We start from the raw sequence: 21,956 nt of genomic DNA on the forward strand, positions 1-21,956 counted from the left end.
GAGGGCTGGGGTACTCTGCGCCGCTCATGTCCTCCGCCACGGGCTGACGCCCGTGTCTCCTCCTTTACTTCGCTCTGCAGAGCACCCCAACCTTCGGCTCAGCGCAGCAGCGCTGCATCGCTTGCCCAAATTGACGCGACGGGGCCTGCAAGATCAATCGAGTCATCAAGTTGGTCTGGCTCGGGCTTTGAGTTCGTCTCTCAAAGGCTACCTACGCACCGAAGAGAACGTGGTGCCTGGCCGAGGTAGCGAAGTAAAGGGGGAGACAGTGCTGTCAAGCACTGGCGGAGGACATGAGCGGACTCGGCCAGGCGGCGCGTTCTCGATGCAGAGCGCTATGCAGGCCCATCAGATCAGATCTACCAGATGAACACCACCAACACCCGCCTCCTCGTCGGCCCTTTCAATCGCGTGGAAGGTGATTTGGAGGTGCAACTGGACGTCCGCGATGGGCAGGTGACCGAGGCGCGGGTCACGGCCACCATGTACCGGGGTTTTGAGAACATCTTGCCGGGGCGCGACCCGCATGATGCGTTGGTCATCGTGCCGCGCATCTGCGGCATCTGCTCGGTGTCGCAGTCGGTGGCAGCGGCGCGGGCCTTGGCCGATGCGGCGGGGGTGAGCCCGCCGCCCAACGGGCTGCACGCCACCAACCTGATGCTGGCCTGCGAAAACCTGGCCGACCATCTGGCTCATTTTTACCTGTTCTTCATGCCCGACTTCAGCCGCGAGGTCTATGCCCAGCGGCCCTGGTTTGCTGAAGTCCAGCGGCGCTTCGCAGCCCTGGGCAGCGGGGCGGGCGGTGGTGGCGTGCACGCGCGTGCGGCGGTGGCTGCGCGCCAGCGCTGGTTCACGCTCATGGGCACCTTGGGCGGCAAATGGCCGCACACCCAAAGCGTGCTGCCCGGCGGCAGCTCACGGGCCATTGATGCGGCAGAGCGCATCCGCCTTCTGGCCAAAGTGCGGGAGTTTCGTGCCTTTTTGGAAGGCACTTTGTTCGCGGCACCGCTGGAAGAAGTCACCAGCTTGCACAGCGAGGCCGAGCTGCAAGCGTGGCATGCCCAAGCGCCTGAGCGGGGTGATCTGCGCCTGTGGCTCACAATTTCGGCCGACCTGGGGCTGGACCGCCTGGGTGCGGGGCCCGGCCGCTACCTCAGCGTGGGCGCCTACCGCCAGCCTGACGGCAGCCATGCACTGGCGCCGGGGCTGTGGCGCGCGGGCGTGGGGCTGGAAGCGGTGGACATGGCCCGCATTTCTGAGGACGCCACCTACGCTTGGTTGGATGACGCTGGCGGTGCGCTGCACCCCACCAAAGGCCACACCCGCCCGCAGGCGGATAAACCTGGCGCCTACACCTGGAATAAGGCACCGCGGCTGGGCGGTGAGGTCATCGAGACCGGGGCCATCGCGCGCCAGTTGACCAGCGGCCAGCCCTTGATCCGCGACGCGGTGGCGCGCTGCGGTGGCACCGTCTACACCCGCGTGCTGGCGCGGCTGGTCGAGCTGGCGCGGGTGCTGCCCCTGCTGGAGCAGTGGCTCGCGGCCCTCACGCCCAAAGAGCCCTTTTTCGTGCCCGATGCGCTGCCCGACGAGGCCCAAGGCATGGGCAGCACCGAGGCGGCGCGCGGGGCCTTGGGGCATTGGCTGCAGGTGCGTGGGGGCAAGCTCAGCCACTACCAAATCATCGCCCCCACCAGTTGGAATTTCTCCGGCCGAGATGCAGCGGGCCAGCCGGGCGCGCTGGAGGCGGCCTTGGTGGGCGCGCCGGTGCAACCCGGTGAGACCACGCCGGTGGCGGTGCAGCACATCGTCCGCTCGTTCGACCCTTGCATGGTCTGCACGGTGCACTGACAGAGTGAGTGTTTGATGCCACGCCCCAGCCCGCTTGCCGCCATTCCGCCCAGCCCTGAGATGGAGGGCGTGGACGAATCCACCTGGATGGACGTGATCCACAAGATGGACGAGGTCTATTCGCAGCTGGTGGCCGATGAAATCAAGCTCGAGCAAAAAAACGCCGAGCTGGAGCAGTCGCAGCAGTTCATCTTCAGCCTGCTGACGGCGATGAGCGATGTGCTGGCCGCGTGCAACGAGAGCGGCCAAATCGAAGAGACCAATGCGGCGCTGTGTGAGCTGGTGGGCCGCAGCGACGCCCAACTGCGCGGCATGGTGCTGAGCCAACTGACGGCCGACGACAGCAGTGCAGCCCGGCTGCGGCATGTGCTCTCCACCCCGGCTTTGCAGCGCAGCGGCACCACGGTCGATGTTGAGCTGCTGGATGCCCAAGGCCAGCGCGTGCCGGTGGACTTCAATTGCACGCCGCGCCTCGACGGCCAAGGCCGGCGCGTGGGCATGGTGTTTGTGGGCCGCCCTATGGGCGAGATCAAACGCGCTTATCACCAACTGCGTGAGGCGCACGAGGCCCTCAAGCTGACCCAGCAGCAACTGCTGCACTCCGAAAAAATGGCCTCACTGGGCCGGCTTGTGGCCGGTGTGGCGCATGAGCTGAACAACCCCATCAGCTTTGTGCTGGGCAATGTGCATGCGCTGCAGCGCTACACCGAGCGCCTGCGCCAGTACTTGGCTGCGGTGCATGCGGACGAGCCTGCCGCCGAGCGCGCGGCTTTGCGCGCCAAGCTGCGCATCGACCACCTGCTGGCCGACTTGCCATCCCTGATGGAGGGCACGCTGGAAGGTGCGCAGCGGACGGCCGACATCGTCAATGGCTTGAAGCGCTTCTCGGCCGTGGACCGCGAAGAGCGCGGCCTGGTCGACATGAACGGCGTGATTGAGCGCGCCGTGCATTGGGTCAAAAAGGGCACGGCACCGGCCTTTGACGTGCACTGGCAGCCGGGGCCTGACGCCCAGGTGCTGGGTAGTGCCGGGCAGTTGCTACAGGTGCTGATGAACCTGGTGCAAAACGCCTATGACGCGGCCTCGCAGCGCCAAGGCGCCTTGCCGGCGCTGTGGATTGGCTGTGAGGTCACAGCGGGCTGGGTGCGCGTGACCCTGCGCGACAGCGGGCCCGGCATTGCCGAGGCCGACCTGACCCGCATCTTCGACCCCTTTTTCACGACCAAGCCGGTGGGCAAGGGCACAGGCCTGGGCCTGTCCATCTCCTACGGCATCGTCGAGCAACATGGCGGCCGCCTGCACGCCGCCAACCACGCCTTGGGGGGCGCGGTCTTCACGCTGGAGTTGCCGCTGGCCTGAGGGCCTTCAAGCGCCTCAGGCGGCCTTACATGCCGGCGTAGTTCGGCCCACCGCCGCCTTCGGGCGTGACCCAGATGATGTTTTGGGTCGGGTCCTTGATGTCGCAGGTCTTGCAGTGCACGCAGTTTTGCGCATTGATCTGCAATCGGTCTGAGCCGTCGTCGTTCTTCACGAACTCATAGACCCCGGCTGGGCAGTAGCGGCTCTCCGGGCCGGCAAAGCGGGCCAGGTTGGTGGTCACCGGCACCGAGGCGTCTTTGAGCGTCAGGTGGGCCGGTTGGTTCTCTTCATGGTTGGTGTTGCTGATGAACACCGAGGAGAGCCGATCAAAGGTCAACACCCCATCGGGCTTGGGATAGTCGATCTTGGGGCACTGGTCAGCCGGCAGCAGCTTGACGTGGTCAGGCACCAGGTTGTGCGTGGTCCAGGGCGGTGTGGCCACACCCACCTTGGGCAAGAACCAATGCTCGATACCGGTCATCAGCTTGCCCACCAGCGGGCCCTTCTTGAACCAGTTCTTGAAGTTGCGGTAGGTCCACAGCTCTTCATGCAGCCAGCTGGCTTGGAATTTCTCGGGGAAGGCGGCCAGCTCGTCTTGGCTGCGGCCGGCGGCCAAGGCTTCGGCCAGGGCCTCCGCACAGAGCATGCCGCTCTTGAGTGCCGCATGGCTGCCTTTGATGCGCGCCGCGTTCAAGAAGCCCGCATCGCAGCCGACCAAGGCGCCACCGGGGAAGACCAGCTTGGGCAAGGCTTGCGGGGTGCCGTTGTTCAGGGCGCGTGCGCCGTAGCTGATGCGCTTGCCGCCTTCAATGTGGCTGCGGATGGCCGGGTGGGTCTTCCAGCGCTGCAGCTCTTCAAAAGGCGAGAGCCATGGGTTGCTGTAATCCAGGCCGATCACAAAGCCCAGGGTGACCTTGTTGCCTTCCAGGTGGTAGAGGAAACCGCCGCCAAAGGTGTCGTCGTTCATGGGCCAGCCGGCGGTGTGCACCACGCGGCCCGGCTGGGCTTTGTCGGCGGGGATCTCCCACAGCTCCTTGATGCCGATGGCATGGGTCTGGGCGTCGCGCTCGGCATTCAGGCCATAGCGGGCGATCAACTGCTTGCCCAGGTGGCCGCGGGCGCCCTCGGCAAACACGGTGTACTTGCCCAGCAGCTCCATGCCCAGCTGGAAGCCTTCGTGCGGCTCGCCATCTTTGCCAATGCCCAGATTGCCGGTGGCCACGCCCCGCACCCGGTCTTTCTCGTCAAACAGCACTTCGGCGGCGGTAAAGCCGGGGAAGATCTCCACGCCCAGGCTTTCGGCCTGCTCGGCCAGCCACTTGGTCACCGCGCCCAGGCTGATCACATAGCAGCCGTGGTTGTGGAAGTTGCGGGGCATCAGCCAGTCCGGCGTGCGGCTGCTGCCGGTTTCGTTCAGCACCAGCAGGTCGTCGCCGGTGACAGGCTGGTTCAGCGGCGCGCCGCGCTCTTTCCAATCGGGGAACAGTTCGGTGAGGGCGCGGGGGTCCATCACGGCACCCGAGAGAATGTGGGCGCCGGGCTCGGAGCCCTTTTCCAGCACCACGACATTGATCTCCTGGCCTTTGTCGGCGGCGATCTGCTTCAGACGGATGGCCGTGGCCAAACCGGCAGGGCCACCGCCCACAATGACCACGTCGTATTCCATGGACTCACGGGGGCCAAATTGGGCCAAGAGGTCGGCAGAGGTCATGTCAATGTCCTGGGCAGAGAGAGTCAAAGTGGGGCAGGTGCAGGCATGCACCCAGAATTGGCGCCGATTCTAGCGGCAGTTCCCTATAAAAAGAACGATCGTGCTATTTTGTGAAACCCCCTTTCCATCTCTAATCTGCCCAGCGATAGTGTCGATGTTCCCCGGATCGAGCAACGGCAGCTGAACTAGGATGTTTGGGGTCAGACTGTCATCAGCGAGGCTGCCGCATGTTAGGAATGGTGTTCACCGAGTTCTTGGAGATGGTGGAGGAGGGCTTTGGCCCCGACGTGGCGGACGCCATCCTTTGCGACGCCTCTCCTGGCCATGATGGGGCCTACACCGCGGTTGGCTACTACGATCACGCCGAGTTGGTCGCCATGGTGGTGGCGCTGTCAGGGCGCACCGGCATCCCGGTGCCAGACCTGGTCAAAGCATTCGGGCGGCATTTGTTGCTGCGTTTCACCCAAGTTCATCCCAAGATGTTCCAAGGGGCACACAGTCTTTTCGATCTGGTGGCTCGCATCGACGGCCACATCCATGTCGAAGTCCACAAGCTCTACAGCGAGGCCACCTTGCCGCGATTTACCGTGCAAGACCGCAGCCCTGAGCGCATGACGGTGCTCTACCAATCCCCTCGCGGTCTGCATGAGTTGGCGGTCGGCCTGTTGGAAGGCGCGGCCGAGCACTATGGCGAGGCTTGCACCGTTCAAACCCAAGCCTGGCAAGACGACCAAGGGCAAACCGGGACCTTGATCACCTTGGAGCGCGCGGCTGCATGATGCATACCCAGCCAGGTCTGCTCGACGCACACACCTCGGCCGACCCGGTCGAGGTGATGAAGCGGCGTCTGGACCGTGAGCGGGCGGCGCGCAAGCAGGCTGAAAACCTGTTGATGGAGAAGAGCCAAGAGCTCTTCGCAGCCTTGCAGAGGGCGCGGCAGACAGAGCACCGCTTGCAGATGGCCCTGTGGGGCAGCGGTGAAGGCATCTGGGATTGGTCCAGTGGCGAAGCCGCCGTGCATGTCATGGGCCTGCGCTTGGGCGCAGACTCTGTCGCCGAGGCGGATTACGAGATCCGCGCATTGGCCGCTCGCGTGCATCCCGATGACCGCGAATCCGTGCTCTTGGCCAGCCGCCTGCATTGGGCTGGCGCGCGGGAAGACATGGACATGGCCTGCCGCTTTCAAACGGTGGAGGGCTGGCGCTGGGTGCGCGTGCGAGGCCGCGCCATTGAGCGGGACGACGAAGGCCTGCCCATGCGCATTGCGGGCACCGTCAAAGACATCACCAATCAGCGGGCCTCGGAGCAATCTCTCAACCTGATGGCTCAGGCTTTTGCCAGCACGCATGACGCGCTGGCCGTGGTCGATGAGCGCTGGCGCATCGTCGAGGTCAATGACTCCTTGATCCAAATGATCGACGCCGAGGCCACCGCTCTACAGGGGCAGTCGATTCTGGACCGTGTTGAGATCGACAAGGCCGGCGCTGCACGCGGCGGCTGGCGGGCCGAGCGCGTGCTCAAGGGCCGCGACAACGACGTGCCGGTCGAGGTGAGCGTGACACCCGTGCAAGCCTTGGCGGGCCAAGGGCGCTGCTACATCGTGGCCATGCACGACATCAGCGAGCGCCACATGGTGGCTTCTCGGCTGGAGCGGCTGGCGCTCAACGACACCCTGACCGGCCTGCCCAACCGCGCGGCGCTGGAGCAACATTTGGCCGAGTGCGTGAGCCAAGAAGGAGCAGAGCCCTTTGTGGTGCTGTTCATGGACTTGGATGGCTTCAAAGGCGTCAATGACTCCTATGGCCACAAAGCCGGTGACGACGTGCTGCGGCAGGTGTCGCAGCGTTTGGTGCGAGCCTTGCCCGGCGCCTTTGTCGGCCGCTGGGGCGGCGATGAATTTGTGGCGGTGTTCCCCCCAGGCAGTGACGACATCGCGGTCCGCGAAGGCGCCCAACTGCTGATGGCCGGCTTGGCCGAGCCTCTGACCCTGGGCGAAGGGCATGAGTTGGTGATCAGCCCCAGCATGGGCGCGGCGCAGTTCCCGCTGCATGACACCGATGCAGCGGGCTTGCTGCGCAAGGCCGACTCCGCCATGTATGCGGCCAAAGCCCAAGGCAAGAACCGGCTGCAGATTTATGAGCCCTCCATCGACCAAGACTCGCTGCGGCGGGTGCGCTTGCTGAGCCAATTGCGGGTCGACGCCGAGCGCAGCGCCTTCACCTTTGAGGCCCAGCCCAAAGTCGACCGCGAGGGTAAGGTCACTGGCGCTGAACTGCTGGTGCGCTGGACCACCCGCGAGTTTGGAGCGATCTCGCCGGTGGAGTTCATTCCCCTGGCCGAGCAGTCGGGGGCCATTGAATTGCTTGGCCGCCAGGCCTTGTTGTGTGCGGGTCGCTTGGCCCAAGACATTGCGGCCAAAGGGCTGCGCTTGCACATTGCCGTCAACCTCTCTCCGCGCCAGCTCCACAACATGGCGTTTGAGCGCATGGCGCTGCATGCTTGTGAGCGCTTTGGCATCAAGCCCGCACAGTTGGAGCTGGAGCTGACGGAATCCGCCTTGGCCGACGCCTCGGTGTTGCCCCTGCTGCGCCGCTTGCGCAACCACGGCTTCACCTTGGCCTTGGATGACTTCGGCACCGGCTACTCCTCGCTGAGCTATTTGCTCAAGCAGCCGGTGCAAAAGGTCAAGATCGACCGCGCCTTTGTGCGCGACATCACCTCGGACAACGCGGCCAGCGAGGTCATCAAAGGCACGCTGCAGATCTGCCGTGGCTTGGGCCTGAAGACCGTGGCCGAGGGCGTTGAAACCTGGGCGCAGTTCGAGATGCTGCGCGATCTGGGGGTGGATGAATTCCAGGGTTATTTGTTTGCCCGCCCCATGCCCATCGACCAATGGCTGGCCCAACTGGCCGGTGAAGGCCCAACGGACTGAGCCGAGCCGGGCTTCAGGGGTCGATTGAAGGCCTTGCTTGAGGCTTTCGGGACCGGGCCGCGTGATATGGTTGCCCAACAGCTGAGCTGTCAGAGGCAACACCGATCCGCTGGGGTCGTGCTGCTCCCCCGAATCTTTCATGCTCCTTCAAGAGCCCCATTGTCATGAGCTATTCCATTGATCTGTCGGGCCGCGTGGCCCTGGTGACGGGCGCTTCCAGCGGCCTGGGAACTCAATTTGCGTTAACCCTGGCCCAAGCCGGCGCAGCCGTGGTGCTGGCCGGGCGCCGCACCGAGCGGCTCAAGACCTTGCGGGCCGAGATTGAATCGGCCGGCGGTGATGCTCATGTGGTGCATTTGGATGTCACTGATGTGGCTAGCATCAAGTCAGCCGTGGCCCATGCCGAGACCGAAACCGGCACCTTGGACATCCTGATCAACAACTCTGGCGTGAGCACCACCCAAAAGTTGACGGATGTGAGCCCCGACGATTACGACTTTGTGATGGACACCAACACCCGCGGTGCTTTCTTTGTGGCCCAAGAAGTGGCCAAGCGCATGATTGCCCGCTCGCGCGGCGCAGCGCCCGGCACCTTCACCGGCGGGCGGATCGTGAACATCGCCTCCATGGCCGGCCTGCGCGTGTTGAGCCAGATTGGCGTCTATGCCATGAGCAAGGCGGCGGTGGTCCACATGACACGCGCCATGGCCTTGGAATGGGGCCGCTATGGCATCAATGTGAATGCCATCTGCCCGGGCTATATCGACACCGAGATCAACCACCACCATTGGGACACTGAGGGTGGGCAAAAGCTGGTGCAGATGCTGCCGCGCAAACGCGTGGGCCAGCCCAAAGATCTGGACACTGCCTTGCTGATGCTGTGTGCCAACGAAAGCCATTTCATCAATGGCGCAGTGATTCAAGCCGACGACGGCTTTGGGGTCTGAGGTGGCTTGATAATCAAAGCCATCTTGATGGCTTTGAAGATCGAGTCTGACCATGACCTTGCGTGCATTGACGCCTCTGGAGGCGCGCGTCCTGGCGGTGCTGGTGGAGAAGCACCACACCGTCCCTGATACCTACCCGCTCTCGCTCAACGCCCTGGTGGCCGGCTGCAACCAAAAGACGGCCCGCACGCCGGTGATGGAGGCCTCGGAGTCCGACGTGATCGTGGCCTTGGACGGCCTCAAGCAGCTTCACTTGGTGGTGGAGGTCTCGGGCAGCCGCGTCTCCCGCTATGAGCACAACGCCCCGCGCGGCCTGGGCGTGCCCAGCCAGTCGGTGGCCTTGCTGACCACGCTGATGTTGCGCGGGCCGCAAACGGCCGCTGAGTTGCGACTGAACTCAGAGCGCCTGCACAAGTTTGCCGATGTCTCCTCGGTCGAGGCCTTCCTCGATGAATTGAGCAGCAAGGAGCCCGCCCGCGTGGTCAAGCTGCCGCGCGCCCCTGGGGCGCGCGAGGCGCGCTGGGCGCATTTGCTGTGCGGCGAGCCTGCGCCAGAGTTGTTGGCGGTGAGCAGCGGAGCCACCGCCACTGGGGAGTCGGTCTCCGCGGGCGAGTTGAGTGTGCTCAAGGCCGAGGTGGCGCGCTTGTCCGGCGAAATGCAGGCCTTGCGGGCCGAGGTCTTGGCCTTGCAGCAGGCTTTGGGTATCAGCCCCAGCACGGAGGCTTGAGCATGCGCTTTGAGCTGCCCGAAGCGAAGAAGCTGAGCTTCGAGATGACCATCCCCATTCGCTGGGGCGATATGGACGCGATGGGCCATGTCAACAACACCATCTACTTCCGCTATCTTGAGATTGTGCGGGTGGAGTGGCTGCGCCAGGTGGGCGGCCCGCCGGACCCCAGCGGCGAAGGCCCTGTCATCGTGAATGCGTTTTGCAACTTTCTCAAGCAGTTGGAATACCCCGGCGATGTGCTGGCCCGGCATTACGTGGCCAACCCTGGGCGCAGCAGCTTTGACACCTTCATCACGCTGGAGCGGGTGGACCAGCCGGGTGTGATCTACGCTGAGGGCGGGGCCACGACGGTGTGGATGGATTTCCCCAGCGGCAAATCAGCCCCCATGCCCGACTGGCTGCGGGCCTTGGTCAGCTGAGATGAACCTGAGCGACGACGCGGCCCTGGTTGACCTCTGCGACACCTGGATTCGCAGCCGCCAACACATTGGCCCCAAGCACCTGGGTGAGCCAGCGCCGGACGAGGCCACGCTGCGGGCGCTGTTCACAGCCGCTGCGGCTGCGCCCGACCATGCGCAGTTACGGCCCTGGCGCTTTTTGGTCTTGGGGCCGGCGGCACGGGCGCGGCTATCCGAGGTGTTTGCCCAAGCCTTGTTGGAACGCGACCCTGCGGCTTTGGACTACCAACTCAGCGAGGCGAGGCAAAAGGCTTTCAGAGGCCCGGTGCTGATTTTGGCGGTGGTGGACTTGCGCGCCGAACACGCCGATGTGCCGCCCATGGAGCGGGTGTTCTCGCTGGGCAGCGCCGTGCAAAACCTGCTGTTGGCGGCGCAGGCCCGGGGCTTTGCCAGCGGCTTGTCCAGCGGCCGCGCTTTGAGCAGCGAGGCCTTGCGGCAGGCTTTCGACATCGCCCCAGGCGAGCATGCGCTGTGCTTCGTCAGCTTGGGCACGCCCACGCGGCATAAGACGCCGCGTCAGCGGCCCGACGTTGACGATTTCGTGCGCTGGGTCTGAGGACGCTCAGGACTGCGGCTCGCAGCGCGCATTCAGGGCGGCCCAGCCGCGCGCCACCTGCACGCCGTGCGGACCGACGCACAACTCCATGCGCTGCGCCTCGGGCCATCGTTGATGAATGAAAGCCTCCAGGCTTTCGGGGGTACTGACGCTGTAGCGCGGCTGGTCGGGCTGCAGCAGCGGATGCTCGTCGTTATGCAGCCAGGGGCTGAGTGCGGACAGGCCCCACCAAGCGCCGACATTCACCACGCTGGGCTCGTAGCCCGCCTCGCGCAACCAGGCCTGCGCGGCGAGGCGCGGGGGCTGCGCGCTGGGGGCGGCTACGGCGTGGGCCAGTAGCTCTAAAGCCCATTGATTGCAGTTTTGTGAGCGCGTGGAAAACGCGTAGGCATTGGCGCTGTAGCGGCCGCTTTGCAGGCTCAGCGCGCGGGCTTTGTCGGCCGCAGCCGCAGCCAGGGCCTGAGCTGGGCCTTGCGGCAGCCACACCACGGAGATGAAGGCCAGTTCGGGGTCATCAACACCCCTCACAAAGCCCGTTAAGCCCTGATCGAAGAGACGAGGAAACTGTTCGTCGCAGTCAAAGTAGAGCTGGCGCACCGCCCAGGGCAGGTCCGCGCCTTCGCGCAGGCTCCAGCCCGCATGGGTATAGCGCAGGCCAAAGCGCCCCAGATTGAGCCCAGAACGCGATACCAGTGCCACTGGGGCACCCTCGCGCTGCAATTCCGCCTTCACGGCGGCCGTGAGCAGGAGCAGCCGCTCCTCTTGGGCGACCGAGCGGTCTGGCGGTAAGCCGCAAAAGCGCATGGACGCCTGAGCGGGCAGGGCAGCCAGGACCGCCAGGGCCAAGAGCGCGCTGCTCGCGGCGCGCATTCAGATCACAACAGGGCGGCTGTCCAGCTCACGCTGCCAAGCGTCATCCAAGACCAGGAAGAAAGGCTCACGGGCTTGGGCGACGGCAAAGGTCAGGCCAAAGTCACGGTGTTGCACGTCCACCCAGACGCCACGCGCCAAGCCGGCTTGCTGGGCAATGTGCTGGGGCAGCTTCAGCAAGACGGGGGCGTCTTGGTTGATCTGCAGCGCCACTTGCACCCGGCCGTCAGCGCCCGGCACCGTGGCCACGTCGATGATTTGATAGCGGCCTTGGGCCATGCGCTCTTTGCCGGACGAGCTGTTGCTGGAGGCTTCCAGCGAATCCGACAGGCTGCCCAGCCCCTTGGAGGCCGCGCTGGACGCTGAGGACGCGCCAGAGTCAGAGGCTTGGGCACTGCTCATCCCCAAGGTCATGGCCGAAGCGGCCAGCATCGCCAGGAGGTGGTGACGTGAAGAGTGGAGAGTCATGAAGGCTTGTCCTGAGAGTGGCTCGTTGCCCTATTCTTGCTCAAGCAGGCCTTAGTCCAGCGCCAAGGGCAGAGATTTTGCTGCGGCGCGTAGCCACTGGCCTGGCGCTATGGTGGTGATCAGCCCCTCGGTCCGCATGCGTTCGAGCACGCGGCGGCTGGCGGTGAAGGGCGTGTTGCCGGGGCGAGAAAAAGAGTAAAAGCGCTGGCGGTCGCTGACCCAATCGAGGCGCGCACTGGTCCAGCGGCCTTGCATGAAGATGCGACACATCTGTCCCGCCGCCAGGCCGTTCATCCACGCTGCGCAGGCCAAGCGGCCAGGGCTGTCCGGTGGGTCGTCTTGCCACACTTGGGGCACCGTCTCCAACTCGGAGTGGTGGGCCCAGCGCGACGACAGAATGTCATCGGACCCTGCAGGCGCAGGCTCGGCGTGGGGCGCAACGGCCGGGCTCTCGGGCTGAGCGGCCGCCGCTTCAGGCGTGGGCGGCGTGGCAGGCGATGGCTCCGCAGTGGCCGCGCTGGGAGGTTCAGACAGCACAGGGCTGGCTTCGCTGGCCAGTGCCTCTTCTGGCAGGGGCTCGGGCCCCGGCTCGATGTGCAGCACGTCCCGCAACGTGGCTTCAATGCTGCTGATTTGCTCAGGCGTGTGGGCTCCAGCCTGGAGCCCTTCGCGGACTTCCGCCAGCCACGCCTCCAGCACGGCCGGCGTGAAGGCTTGGCCCACAACCGGGGTGCCACTGTCGATCAGTGCATCCACCAGCGCCGTCCAGCGCTGCGTTGCGGGGCTGTCGACACCCTCGGCCGCACCGACTCGGGCCAAGACCTGCACCCAGGGCCCCAGCAGGAATTGACGGACCTCGGGGGCCGGGGTCAGGCCCTTCAAACGGTCCATCATTTGGAACAGCACCAAGGGCTCCAACTCGTCGCGCCGCACTTCGACGTCCAGTTGCGCTTCGGGCTGGCGCTGCGCGTCGGCCGCAGCCTTCAAAGCCGCCAAGTGCATTTGCTCGACATGGTCCAGCACGCGTTGATAGGCGCTGTCCTTGGGTGGTAGCTTGGAGCGCTGCAAACGCTCGATCAGCGGCGCCATGCGTTGCTCCAGTGGCAGCTTGCCTGGCTTGTGCAGCGGGTACAACTGCCCCAGCGCCACCAGGCGCTCCACCAAGCGCCAAGTCACGCCTTGCTCATCGGCCAGCATCTCTGGGTGAGCCTCGACACTGCGCTGCAGCGCCAAAGCCAGGTCCACCATCAACTGCTTCATGCCACTGTCCAGGCCGGCTTGCTCGGCCATGCGGGCCAGCAAAGCCGGCACCTGGGTGGCCGAGATGCCGACGGCGGGCTGTGCGGGGTTGGCAGGCGCGCGCTGCAGGTCTGCGGTGTCTTGCGTGGGCACGCTGACCACCCGGCTGACCCCTTGCAACTCCAGCCATTCCAGCTGTCGCTCATAAAGAGGGTTGAGCAAGCGGGTCAATGGCGTGGCCAATTGGGACAGCACATCCAAGCGGCGCTGCGGCACGCTGACCGAGGCGCGCAAGGCTTGGCACAAGGTGTCCGCCAGCAGGCCGGGGTGCAGCAAGGCGACATGCGGCCATTGGCCCTCGGCCAGTTCCGTTCGCCACAGGGGCTCGCCACGCGTCTGAATGTCCAAGAGCAGCCAGTCGGCGGCGGTCTGCATGTCTTGCACCAAGCGCTTGACGATCACGCTTTCGTTGACCTCGGCCTCCGACATCAGCATCAGGCCACTGGGCAGGCCATTGCGCGCGGGTGGGCTGGCGTCTGCGGGCCTGCTCAAGGCGCGCTCCAGCTTCATCAGCCAAGCCTCTCGCAGGCCGGCTTGGTGCTGCAAGCCTGCGGCGCGCAAAGCACGTTGCACCAGCTCCGCTGCGTCACTGCGGCAGCGCTGCAGCCAATCCACAAATGAAGGCACGTTGACGGATTCGGGACGCATGGCTGCCGTGGGTGGGGTCTACTGCTGAAATGATGAGCCTGGAGATTGTGGCGCGCCACGCTCGCCACCAGCGGCGCAGCTCGGCCAAGAGGCGCAGCCGCGTGACACAGGCCCGGCCATTTTTCACACCTCGCTTCGGGGTTTCGCAGAAGCAACAAAGCCCAGTCTTGCGAACTGGGCTTTGTACGGAGTGTGTGGTGCCGGAGAGAGGAGTCGAACCCCCGACCTTCTCATTACGAATGAGCTGCTCTACCAACTGAGCTACACCGGCTTGGAAGCCGCGCATCATAGCAGAAGGTGCGGCTGAATCAGCAGGTGCTTAGACGTCCTGGTGGTAGTCGTGGACGCGTTGGACTTCGTTCTTGGAGCCCAGGATCACGCTGACGCGCTCGTGCAGCTTGGTAGGCTGGATGTCCATGATGCGCTGGCGGCCGTTGCTCACCATGCCGCCGGCTTGCTCCACCACAAAGCCCATGGGGTTGGCTTCATAGAGCAGGCGCAGCTTGCCGGGCTTGTCCGGGTCGCGCTTGTCCCAGGGGTACATGAAGATGCCGCCACGGGTCAGGATGCGGTGCACATCGGCCACCATCGAGGCCACCCAGCGCATATTGAAGTCCTTGCCGCGCGGGCCTTCTTTGCCGGCCAGGCACTCGTCGATATAGCGCTTGACCGGGGCATCCCAGTGGCGCATGTTCGACATATTGATGGCGAACTCTTTCGTGTCCTCAGGGATTTGCACATTCTCTTGGGTCAAGACCCAAGAGCCCATCTCGCGGTCCAGGGTGAACATGGCCACGCCGTCGCCCACGGTCAGCACCAGGGTGGTTTGCGGGCCATAGATGCAATAGCCCGCCGCCGCTTGCTGCTTGCCGGGCTGCAGGAAGTCCTCTTCGCTGACGCCACGCTGGTTGTTGACCTTGCGCAGCACCGAGAAGATGGTGCCAATCGACACGTTCACATCGATGTTGGATGAGCCATCGAGGGGGTCGAACAGCAAGAGGAACTCACCTTGCGGATAGCGGTTGGGCACCACATGGATGGAGTCCATTTCCTCGGAGGCCATGGCCGCCAAATGGCCGCCCCACTCATTGGCTTCGATCAGCACTTCATTGCTGATCACGTCCAGCTTTTTCTGGACTTCGCCCTGCACGTTCTCAGAGCCAGCGCTGCCCAGCACGTCGCCGAGCTCGCCCTTGTTGACGGAGATGGCAATGCGCTTGCAAGCGCGGGCCACCACCTCGATGAGCAGGCGCAACTGGGCCGGGATGTGGCCGTGTTCGCGTTGCTGCTCGACCAGATACTGGGTCAAGCTGATTCGTTTGGTCATCTCAAAGTCCTCGTGATTTAGTCTTGAAGTGCGCGGTCGATGATCTCCCGGGCATCGCTGCTGAGCTTGGGCGCTGCGGCCACGCGGCTGATGGCCTCCCGAGCGGCATTGCGGTAGGTCTCGGCCAGGTTGCGCCAGCGGTCCAGGCCGCGCGCAAAGCGCGAGGCCAGTTGCGGGTTGACGCTGTCCATCTCCAGCACCTTTTCAGCCCACAGCACATAGCCTGCGGCATCGCTGCGGTGGAAGGCGGCGGGGTTGGTGTCCCAGGTGAAGAGCAGGGCCCGCGCGCGGTTCGGGTTGTTCAGCGTGAAGTCGGGGTGCTGCAGCAGCTGGCGCACCCGGGCAAAGACCTTGCCGTCGCGCTCGGGCGCACCGGCTTGCAACATGAACCACTTGTCCAAGACCAGCGGGTCGTGTTGGAACTGGGCATGGAAGCGTTGCAGCGCGGGCTCGGCCAGCTCGGCGTGGGCATAGACCAGCGCGGTCAACGCGCCCAAGCGGTCCGTCATATTGGTGGCGTCTTTGCAGCGCTGGTAGGCGCGGCCGGGCCAGACGGTGTCACCGCTGCGGCGGGCATCTCGCACCAGCATGGCCAGGGCGAGGTTGGCCAGCGCGCGGCGGCCACTTTGGGCGGGCACCGGGCTGTAGCCTTCGCGCACTTGGTGGGCAGTCCAGGCCCAGGCCCAGTCCTCGTGCAACTGTTCGGCCAGTTGGTCCAGCAAGTGCTCGCGCGCGGCGTGCAAGGCTTGCGGGTCCACGCCTTCCATGGCTTCCATCAAGAAGCGTGCGGAAGGCAAGGTCAAGGCCAGGTCCTTGAACGCAGGGTCCAGGTCGGGGTGGCGCAGCACGCTGCGCAGCGCTTGCACATAGGCCGCATCCACCGCTGTGGGCTGGCTGCTGGCAGCCGCAGCCAGCAGGCGGCTGGTGGCCAGGCGCTGGCTGGCTTCCCAGCGGTTGAAGGCATCGGTGTCATGGGCCAGCAGCACCAGCAGGTCAGCGTCGCTGAGGCCGTCGTCCAGCACCACGGGGGCAGAGAAGTCGCGCAGCAAAGACGGCACGACCTCGCCCGTGAGCCCCGTGAAGGTGAAGCGATGCTCTGCGCGGGTCATCACCAACACGCGCTCGGTGCCGGCTGCGCCGGACTCATGGGCCAGTTGCAGCGGCTGCGCGCTGCCGTCGCGGCCGAACAAAGCCACCGAGACCGGCAGCAATTGCGGTGCGGCACCCGGGGTGCTGTGCTGGCGCAGGGTCAGGGTGTAGCTGCCGGCTTCGGCGTTGAACTCGCCACGCGCGGTCAGGCGCGGCGTGCCTGCTTGGGCATACCAGCGCTTGAAGACATCGAGCGAGGTCGCCAAGTGGCTGGACGGGTTGGCGTCGGCCATGGCTTGGGCAAAGTCGTCGCAGGTCACGGCCTGGCCGTCATGGCGCTGGAAGTACAGCGCCATGCCCGCCGCAAAGCCTTCGCGGCCCACCAAGGTGTGCATCATGCGCACGACCTCGGCGCCCTTCTCGTAGACGGTGGCGGTGTAGAAGTTGTCGATGGCTTGGTAGGCCTCGGGCCGCACCGGGTGGGCCATGGGGCCGGCGTCCTCGGCAAACTGCACTTCGCGCAGGCGGCGCACATCGCCAATGCGGCAGACGGCGCGCGCGCTGGCGCTGCCAGTCATGTCGCGGCTGAACTCTTGGTCGCGGAAGACGGTCAGGCCTTCTTTGAGCGAGAGCTGGAACCAGTCGCGGCAGGTGATGCGGTTACCCGTCCAGTTATGGAAGTACTCGTGGGCGACGACACTTTCAATGCCGTCAAAGTCAGCGTCGGTGGCCGTGGCGGGCGTGGCCAGCACGTACTTGGTGTTGAACAGGTTCAGGCCCTTGTTCTCCATCGCGCCCATGTTGAAGTCGTCCACGGCGACGATCATGAAGCGCTCCAGGTCCAGCGGCAGCTTGAAGCGGGCTTCGTCCCAGACGATGGAGGCGATCAGCGAGTTCATCGCATGCTCGGTTTTCTCCAAGTCGCCGCGCTTCACAAAGATCTGCAGCAAGTGGTCTTTGCCCGAGCGGGTGCGCACCCATTGCTCGCGCGCCACCAAGTCGGCGGCCACCACGGCAAACAGATAGCTGGGCTTGGGGAAGGGGTCGCTCCACTTGGCGTAGTGGCGGCCGGCGTCCAAGTCACCTTGCTCCACCAAATTGCCGTTGGACAGCAGCACGGGGAACTTCTTCTTGTCGGCGCGAAGGGTGACGCTGTAGACCGCCATCACATCGGGGCGGTCCAAGAAGTAGGTGATGCGACGGAAGCCTTCGGCCTCGCACTGGGTGAACAGGCCCGAGCCCGAGGCATACAAGCCGCTGAGCTGGGTGTTCTTCTCGGGCGCAATGGTGTTGCGGATCTCCAGCACAAAGCTGTTGGCTTCGGGGGCGTCCAGCACCAGCAGGCCATCTTCATGGCGGAAGGACACGCTTTGGCCGTCGATCAGCACCCGCAGCAGGTTCAGGTCTTCGCCGTGCAGGCGCAGGGCTTGCACCGGCAGGTCGGTGTTGCGCTCGATCTGCAGCTTGCTGGCGACGATGGTCTTGGCACCGTCCAAGTCGAAAGTCAGATCGGCGGTTCGGATCCAGTAGGCAGGCGCTTGGTAGTCGCTGCGCTGGATCAAGGGGCTGGCACCTTCACGCATCATGATGGGTCATCCTTTAGAGGGGGAGGGGAGCGCACGATGGGAGTTGTCGTGCGCTCAACAGGCAAGCAGGCCTTACAGGCCTTGCTTCAGGCTGGCGGCGATGAACGCGTCAAGGTCGCCGTCCAACACCTTCTGGGTGTTGGAGATTTCCACGTTGGTGCGCAGGTCCTTGATACGGCTTTGGTCCAGCACGTAAGAGCGGATCTGGTGGCCCCAGCCGACGTCGGTCTTGGTGTCTTCGAGCTTTTGCTGCTCTTCCATGCGCTTGCGCATTTCATGGTCGTAGAGGCGCGAGCGCAGGCGCTTCCAGGCCACATCGCGGTTGCTGTGCTGGCTGCGGCCGTCTTGGCACTGCACCACAATGCCGGTCGGGATGTGGGTCAGGCGCACGGCCGAGTCGGTCTTGTTGATGTGCTGGCCGCCCGCGCCTGACGCGCGAAAGGTGTCGGTGCGCACATCTGCCGGGTTGATGTCGATCTCAATCGAGTCATCCACTTCCGGGTAGACAAACAGCGAGGCAAAGCTGGTGTGGCGGCCACCGGCCGAGTCAAACGGGCTCTTGCGCACCAGGCGGTGCACACCGGTCTCGGTGCGCAGGTGGCCAAAGGCGTACTCGCCCTCGACCTTGATGGTGGCGCTCTTCAAGCCGGCGACATCGCCCGGCGTTTCGTCTTCCATCGTGGCCTTGAAGCCCTTGCGCTCGCAGTACTTCAGGTACTGGCGCAGCAGCATGCCGGCCCAGTCGCAGGCCTCGGTGCCACCGGCACCGGCTTGAATGTCGATGAAGCAGTTGCTGGGGTCGGCCGGGTTGGAGAACATCCGGCGGAATTCCAAGCGCTCGACGATCTCGCGCAGCGAAGCGGTCTCCGCCTCAATGGCTTCCAGGCCGTCAAAGTCTTCTTCAGCCTTGGACATCTCGAACAACTCGGTGTTGTCCGACAAATTGCTGGTCAGGTGGTCGATGGTGCCGACCACGTCATCCAGTTGCTTCTTCTCTTTGCCCAGCTCTTGCGCCCGCTTGGGGTCGTTCCAGATGTCTGGGTTTTCGAGGGTGGCGTTGACTTCGTTCAGCCGCAGGATTTTGCGGTCGTAGTCAAAGATACCCCCGTAAATCGAGGGTGCGCTGGGTCAGGTCCGAGAGGGTGGTCCCGATCACGTTGATGCGCTCGATGTCCATGATCAATTCCTTGTAATTTGTAGGGTGCCAGCGGCAAACGGGTGATTTTCTCATGTTCCCGCTGGCTTGACGTTGTGCGGGTAAGTCCCGCCCGCTCAGACCCTTGGTTGGCCCCTAGGATGCACTGGATTGCCGCGACAATGTAAGCATGTGTGGTGCTCAGGCTGGCAAGGCTAGGGCACGGCGAGTGCAGGAGAGGCCCATGCTGATGGCGGCCATGTTGATCAAAATGCTTACCGAGGTGGCCTTGTTGGCCTTGCTGGGGCGGTGGCTCCTGGGCCTGCTGGTGGGTGTGGGTCGTGAGCACAATGTGTTTTGGCGCTTGCTGGATGTGGTGGTGTCGCCGGCCATCAACGGGGTGGCTCGCTTGAGCCAGGGCCGCTTGGGGCCAGCGGGGCAAGCCCGCGCCGCCGGCCTGTTGCTTTTGTTGATTTGGCTCTTGGCGACCGCCACCAAGATTTATCACTGCTTGGCCTTGGGGCCAGGCGCTTGTCGTTGAGTTGCCACGACATACATGTCCACCTCCGCAGATGCTTCCGCCAACCCCTCCCCGTTGCCCAACGCAGCGGTGCGGCGGCGCTATTGGCTGCGCAATCGGCGCCTGACGGCGGGACTGTTGTTCCTCTGGATGGCGGTCACCTTTTTGGTGGCGTTCTTTGCGCGTGAGCTGAGCTTCAGTTTTTTTGGCTGGCCCTTCAGCTTTTGGATGGCGGCCCAAGGTGCGCCTTTGGTGTATTTGGTGTTGGTGCTGGTCTACGCGGCAGCCATGAACCGGCTGGATCGGCGCTTTGGGGTGGACGAGGATGACTGAGCCCGCCTTGCCGCCCCTGCCGCCGCGCCGCCCGCCCGGGCCCAAGGCCCAGGCCAGCATGGTGTTCAGGCGCAAGCTCAACTGGGTCTATGGCGGCTATGCGCTGGCCTTTTTACTGTTTGTGGTGGCACTGGCCATGCTGGAGCGCTGGGGCCTGTCGCGCCAGCACATTGGCTTCATCTTCTTGGCGGCTCCGATGGTGCTTTATGCCGTCATTGGGGTGATGTGCCGCACCACTGATGCGACCGAGTATTACGTGGCCGGGCGGCGGGTCCCCGCCATCTATAACGGCATGGCGACAGCGGCCGATTGGATGAGCGCCGCCTCCTTCATTGGCATGGCCGGCACGCTCTATCTCACCGGCTATGACGGCCTGGCTTTCATCTTGGGCTGGACCGGCGGCTATTGCTTGGTGGCCTTGCTCTTGGCGCCTTATCTGCGCAAGTTCGGGCAGTTCACCATTCCTGATTTTTTGGGCGCCCGCTACGACGGTAACCTGACCCGCCTGATTGGCTTGGGCGCGACCATCTTGTGCTCCTTCATTTATGTGGTGGCACAGATTTATGGCGTGGGCCTGATCACCACCCGGCTGACCAGCATTGCTTCGTTTGAGGTGGGCGTGTTCCTGGGCCTGGGCGGCATCTTGGTGTGTTCGTTTTTGGGTGGCATGAAGGCCGTGACCTGGACGCAGGTGGCCCAGTACATCGTGCTGGTGGTGGCTTACATGGTGCCGGTCGTGTGGCTGAGCGTGAAGCAAACCGGCAACCCCATTCCGCAAGTGGCCTACGGCTACCAATTGCAAAAAGTCTCGGAGGCCGAACAGCGCCTCAAAGTGGACCCCAAGGAGTTGGAAGTCATTGAGGTCTATGCCACCCGGGCCAAGGCCTTGGAGGAGCGCATGCGCGATGTGCCAGGCGCCATGGCGCGGGACCGCGCAGCCGCGCAGCAGCGGGTGGATGCGCTCAAGCGGGCAGAGGCGCCGCAGCGCGAGATCCAAGCGGCAGAGCGTGTGTTGGCGGCCCTACCGCGCACCGAGGCTGAAGCCAAGGCGGCCTGGGCGCGTGAGCGTGCAGCGCTGCTGGAGCGGGCCAAGCCTTTGGGCGGCATGCCGGACCACGCAGCACAGTTTGCGGGTGACCCCAATGGCAGCCCTGAAGAGCAGCAGCAATACACCGAGGCGCGGCGCAACTTCTTGGCCCTGGTGTTTTGCTTGATGGTGGGCACCGCCGGCCTGCCCCATATCTTGACCCGCTACTACACCACGCCCTCGGTCAAAGAGGCGCGGGAGTCGGTGTCGTGGTCGCTGCTGTTCATCCTCTTGCTCTACATCACCGCGCCGGCCTTGGCGGTGATGGTGAAGTTTGAGATCTTCACCCATGTGGTGGGCCTGCCTTTTGATGCCTTGCCCGCTTGGGTTGCCAACTGGCACAAGGTCGACCCGGCACTGATGTCGGTCACCGATGTCAATGGCGACGGCTTTTTGCAGCTCGGTGAGATCACGCTGGGCGGCGACATCATTGTGCTGGCCACCCCCGAAATCGCGGGCCTGCCCTTCGTCATTTCGGGCATGGTGGCGGCCGGCGGTTTGGCGGCGGCCCTGTCTACGGCGGACGGCCTGCTGCTGACCATTGCCAATGCCCTCTCTCACGACCTCTACTTCAAGGTGGTCAAGCCCGAAGTCTCGACCGGGCGGCGGGTGGTGATGTCCAAGCTGCTGCTGCTCTTGGTGGCCGGTGGCGCGGCGTTTTTGGCGGCACAGCGCCCGGCCAACATCCTCTTCTTGGTGTCGGCGGCGTTCTCTTTGGCCGCGTCCGCCTTGTTCCCCGTCCTGGTCTTGGGCGTGTTCTGGCGCCGGGCCAATGGCTGGGGGGCGGCCAGTGGCATGGTGGCGGGTTTGGCGGTGACGTTCTGGTATTTGGCCTCCACCCACCCTTGGCTGCGTGGCCTGTTCGGTGTCACCAGCCCCGTCGAGTTGTGGTGGGGGATCCAACCCATCTCAGCCGGTGTCTTCGGGGTGCCGGTCGGGTTTTTGGTGACCATAGTGGTCAGCCTGTTGACGCCCAGGCCCTCACCGAAGACCGAAACCATGGTCGAGGCCCTGCGCTACCCCAGATCCTGAGCGTCGCTGGGGCCGAGT

18 protein-coding genes and 1 tRNA gene are annotated in these 21,956 nt (G+C 64.5%); 11 read left to right on the forward strand and 8 right to left on the reverse strand.

The annotated features are described in order from the left end of the window. The first annotated feature begins 366 nt into the window (after window positions 1-366). Window positions 367-1,851, forward strand: coding sequence for a nickel-dependent hydrogenase large subunit (locus KAK11_RS17355; protein WP_210810544.1), 1,485 nt, complete (start codon window positions 367-369; stop codon window positions 1,849-1,851). Window positions 1,852-1,866: 15 nt separating this feature from the next. Further along, window positions 1,867-3,210, forward strand: coding sequence for a sensor histidine kinase (locus tag KAK11_RS17360; RefSeq protein WP_210810545.1), 1,344 nt, complete (start codon window positions 1,867-1,869; stop codon window positions 3,208-3,210). Window positions 3,211-3,235: 25 nt separating this feature from the next. Here the strand turns inward: KAK11_RS17360 and KAK11_RS17365 are convergent, their stop codons facing one another. Further along, entirely contained in the window at window positions 3,236-4,921 is a 1,686-nt protein-coding gene (locus KAK11_RS17365) for an electron transfer flavoprotein-ubiquinone oxidoreductase (protein ID WP_210810546.1), read from the reverse strand. Window positions 4,922-5,157: 236 nt separating this feature from the next. On the opposite strand from KAK11_RS17365, the gene KAK11_RS17370 reads away from it, so the two are divergent. From KAK11_RS17370 to KAK11_RS17395, 6 genes are all read left to right on the forward strand, one after another. Further along, window positions 5,158-5,700, forward strand: a complete 543-nt coding sequence (locus KAK11_RS17370) for a heme NO-binding domain-containing protein (protein WP_210810547.1) — start codon at window positions 5,158-5,160, stop codon at window positions 5,698-5,700. Beyond that, window positions 5,697-7,853, forward strand: coding sequence for a putative bifunctional diguanylate cyclase/phosphodiesterase (locus KAK11_RS17375; RefSeq protein ID WP_210810548.1), 2,157 nt, complete (start codon window positions 5,697-5,699; stop codon window positions 7,851-7,853). Before KAK11_RS17370 ends, KAK11_RS17375 begins: the two co-directional genes overlap by 4 nt. Window positions 7,854-8,017: 164 nt before the next feature. Then, window positions 8,018-8,800, forward strand: a complete 783-nt coding sequence (locus tag KAK11_RS17380) for an SDR family oxidoreductase (protein ID WP_210810549.1) — start codon at window positions 8,018-8,020, stop codon at window positions 8,798-8,800. A 52-nt stretch (window positions 8,801-8,852) separates the two neighbouring features. Then, window positions 8,853-9,527: a YceH family protein gene (locus KAK11_RS17385; protein WP_210810550.1), complete on the forward strand. Its 675-nt coding sequence runs from the start codon at window positions 8,853-8,855 to the stop codon at window positions 9,525-9,527. Between the two features lie 2 nt (window positions 9,528-9,529). Continuing rightward, entirely contained in the window at window positions 9,530-9,949 is a 420-nt protein-coding gene (locus KAK11_RS17390) for an acyl-CoA thioesterase (protein WP_210810551.1), read from the forward strand. A 1-nt stretch (window position 9,950) separates the two neighbouring features. After that, complete coding sequence (locus KAK11_RS17395; RefSeq protein ID WP_246499112.1) at window positions 9,951-10,544, forward strand: nitroreductase family protein; 594 nt, start codon at window positions 9,951-9,953, stop codon at window positions 10,542-10,544. A gap of 6 nt (window positions 10,545-10,550) precedes the next feature. Here the strand turns inward: KAK11_RS17395 and KAK11_RS17400 are convergent, their stop codons facing one another. From KAK11_RS17400 to prfB, 7 genes are all read right to left on the reverse strand, one after another. Beyond that, window positions 10,551-11,414, reverse strand: a complete 864-nt coding sequence (locus tag KAK11_RS17400) for a DUF2145 domain-containing protein (protein ID WP_210810552.1) — start codon at window positions 11,412-11,414, stop codon at window positions 10,551-10,553. Next, on the reverse strand, window positions 11,415-11,882 hold the full coding sequence (locus KAK11_RS17405) for a hypothetical protein (RefSeq protein ID WP_210810553.1): 468 nt from the start codon (window positions 11,880-11,882) through the stop codon (window positions 11,415-11,417). Between the two features lie 51 nt (window positions 11,883-11,933). Further along, window positions 11,934-13,829, reverse strand: coding sequence for a DUF1631 family protein (locus KAK11_RS17410; protein WP_210810554.1), 1,896 nt, complete (start codon window positions 13,827-13,829; stop codon window positions 11,934-11,936). Between the two features lie 195 nt (window positions 13,830-14,024). Then, window positions 14,025-14,100: transfer RNA gene (locus KAK11_RS17415), tRNA-Thr, on the reverse strand. A 48-nt stretch (window positions 14,101-14,148) separates the two neighbouring features. Beyond that, window positions 14,149-15,156, reverse strand: a complete 1,008-nt coding sequence (locus KAK11_RS17420; RefSeq protein WP_210810555.1) for a class 1 fructose-bisphosphatase — start codon at window positions 15,154-15,156, stop codon at window positions 14,149-14,151. A 17-nt stretch (window positions 15,157-15,173) separates the two neighbouring features. Beyond that, complete coding sequence (gene pepN / locus KAK11_RS17425) at window positions 15,174-17,828, reverse strand: aminopeptidase N (RefSeq protein WP_210810833.1); 2,655 nt, start codon at window positions 17,826-17,828, stop codon at window positions 15,174-15,176. A 75-nt stretch (window positions 17,829-17,903) separates the two neighbouring features. Further along, window positions 17,904-19,008 (reverse strand): peptide chain release factor 2 gene (prfB, locus tag KAK11_RS17430; RefSeq protein ID WP_210810556.1). Its coding sequence is split into 2 segments (ribosomal slippage): window positions 17,904-18,926 and window positions 18,928-19,008, totalling 1,104 coding nucleotides; the frame shifts between segments, so codons are not numbered across the junction. A gap of 202 nt (window positions 19,009-19,210) precedes the next feature. On the opposite strand from prfB, the gene KAK11_RS17435 reads away from it, so the two are divergent. Genes KAK11_RS17435 through KAK11_RS17445 form a run of 3 tightly spaced genes read left to right on the forward strand, consistent with a single transcriptional unit; the run spans window position 19,211 to window position 21,938 of the window. Further along, on the forward strand, window positions 19,211-19,507 hold the full coding sequence (locus KAK11_RS17435; RefSeq protein WP_210810557.1) for a hypothetical protein: 297 nt from the start codon (window positions 19,211-19,213) through the stop codon (window positions 19,505-19,507). 15 nt (window positions 19,508-19,522) lie between these two features. Continuing rightward, window positions 19,523-19,819 (forward strand): DUF4212 domain-containing protein, encoded by a 297-nt coding sequence (locus tag KAK11_RS17440; protein ID WP_210810559.1) that lies wholly within the window; start codon window positions 19,523-19,525, stop codon window positions 19,817-19,819. After that, entirely contained in the window at window positions 19,812-21,938 is a 2,127-nt protein-coding gene (locus KAK11_RS17445; protein ID WP_210810560.1) for a VC_2705 family sodium/solute symporter, read from the forward strand. The genes KAK11_RS17440 and KAK11_RS17445 overlap by 8 nt, the downstream gene beginning before the upstream one ends. The last annotated feature ends 18 nt before the right edge of the window (window positions 21,939-21,956 follow it).

This window comes from Ideonella paludis (genome assembly GCF_018069865.1).
GTDB lineage: Bacteria > Pseudomonadota > Gammaproteobacteria > Burkholderiales > Burkholderiaceae_C > Ideonella > Ideonella paludis.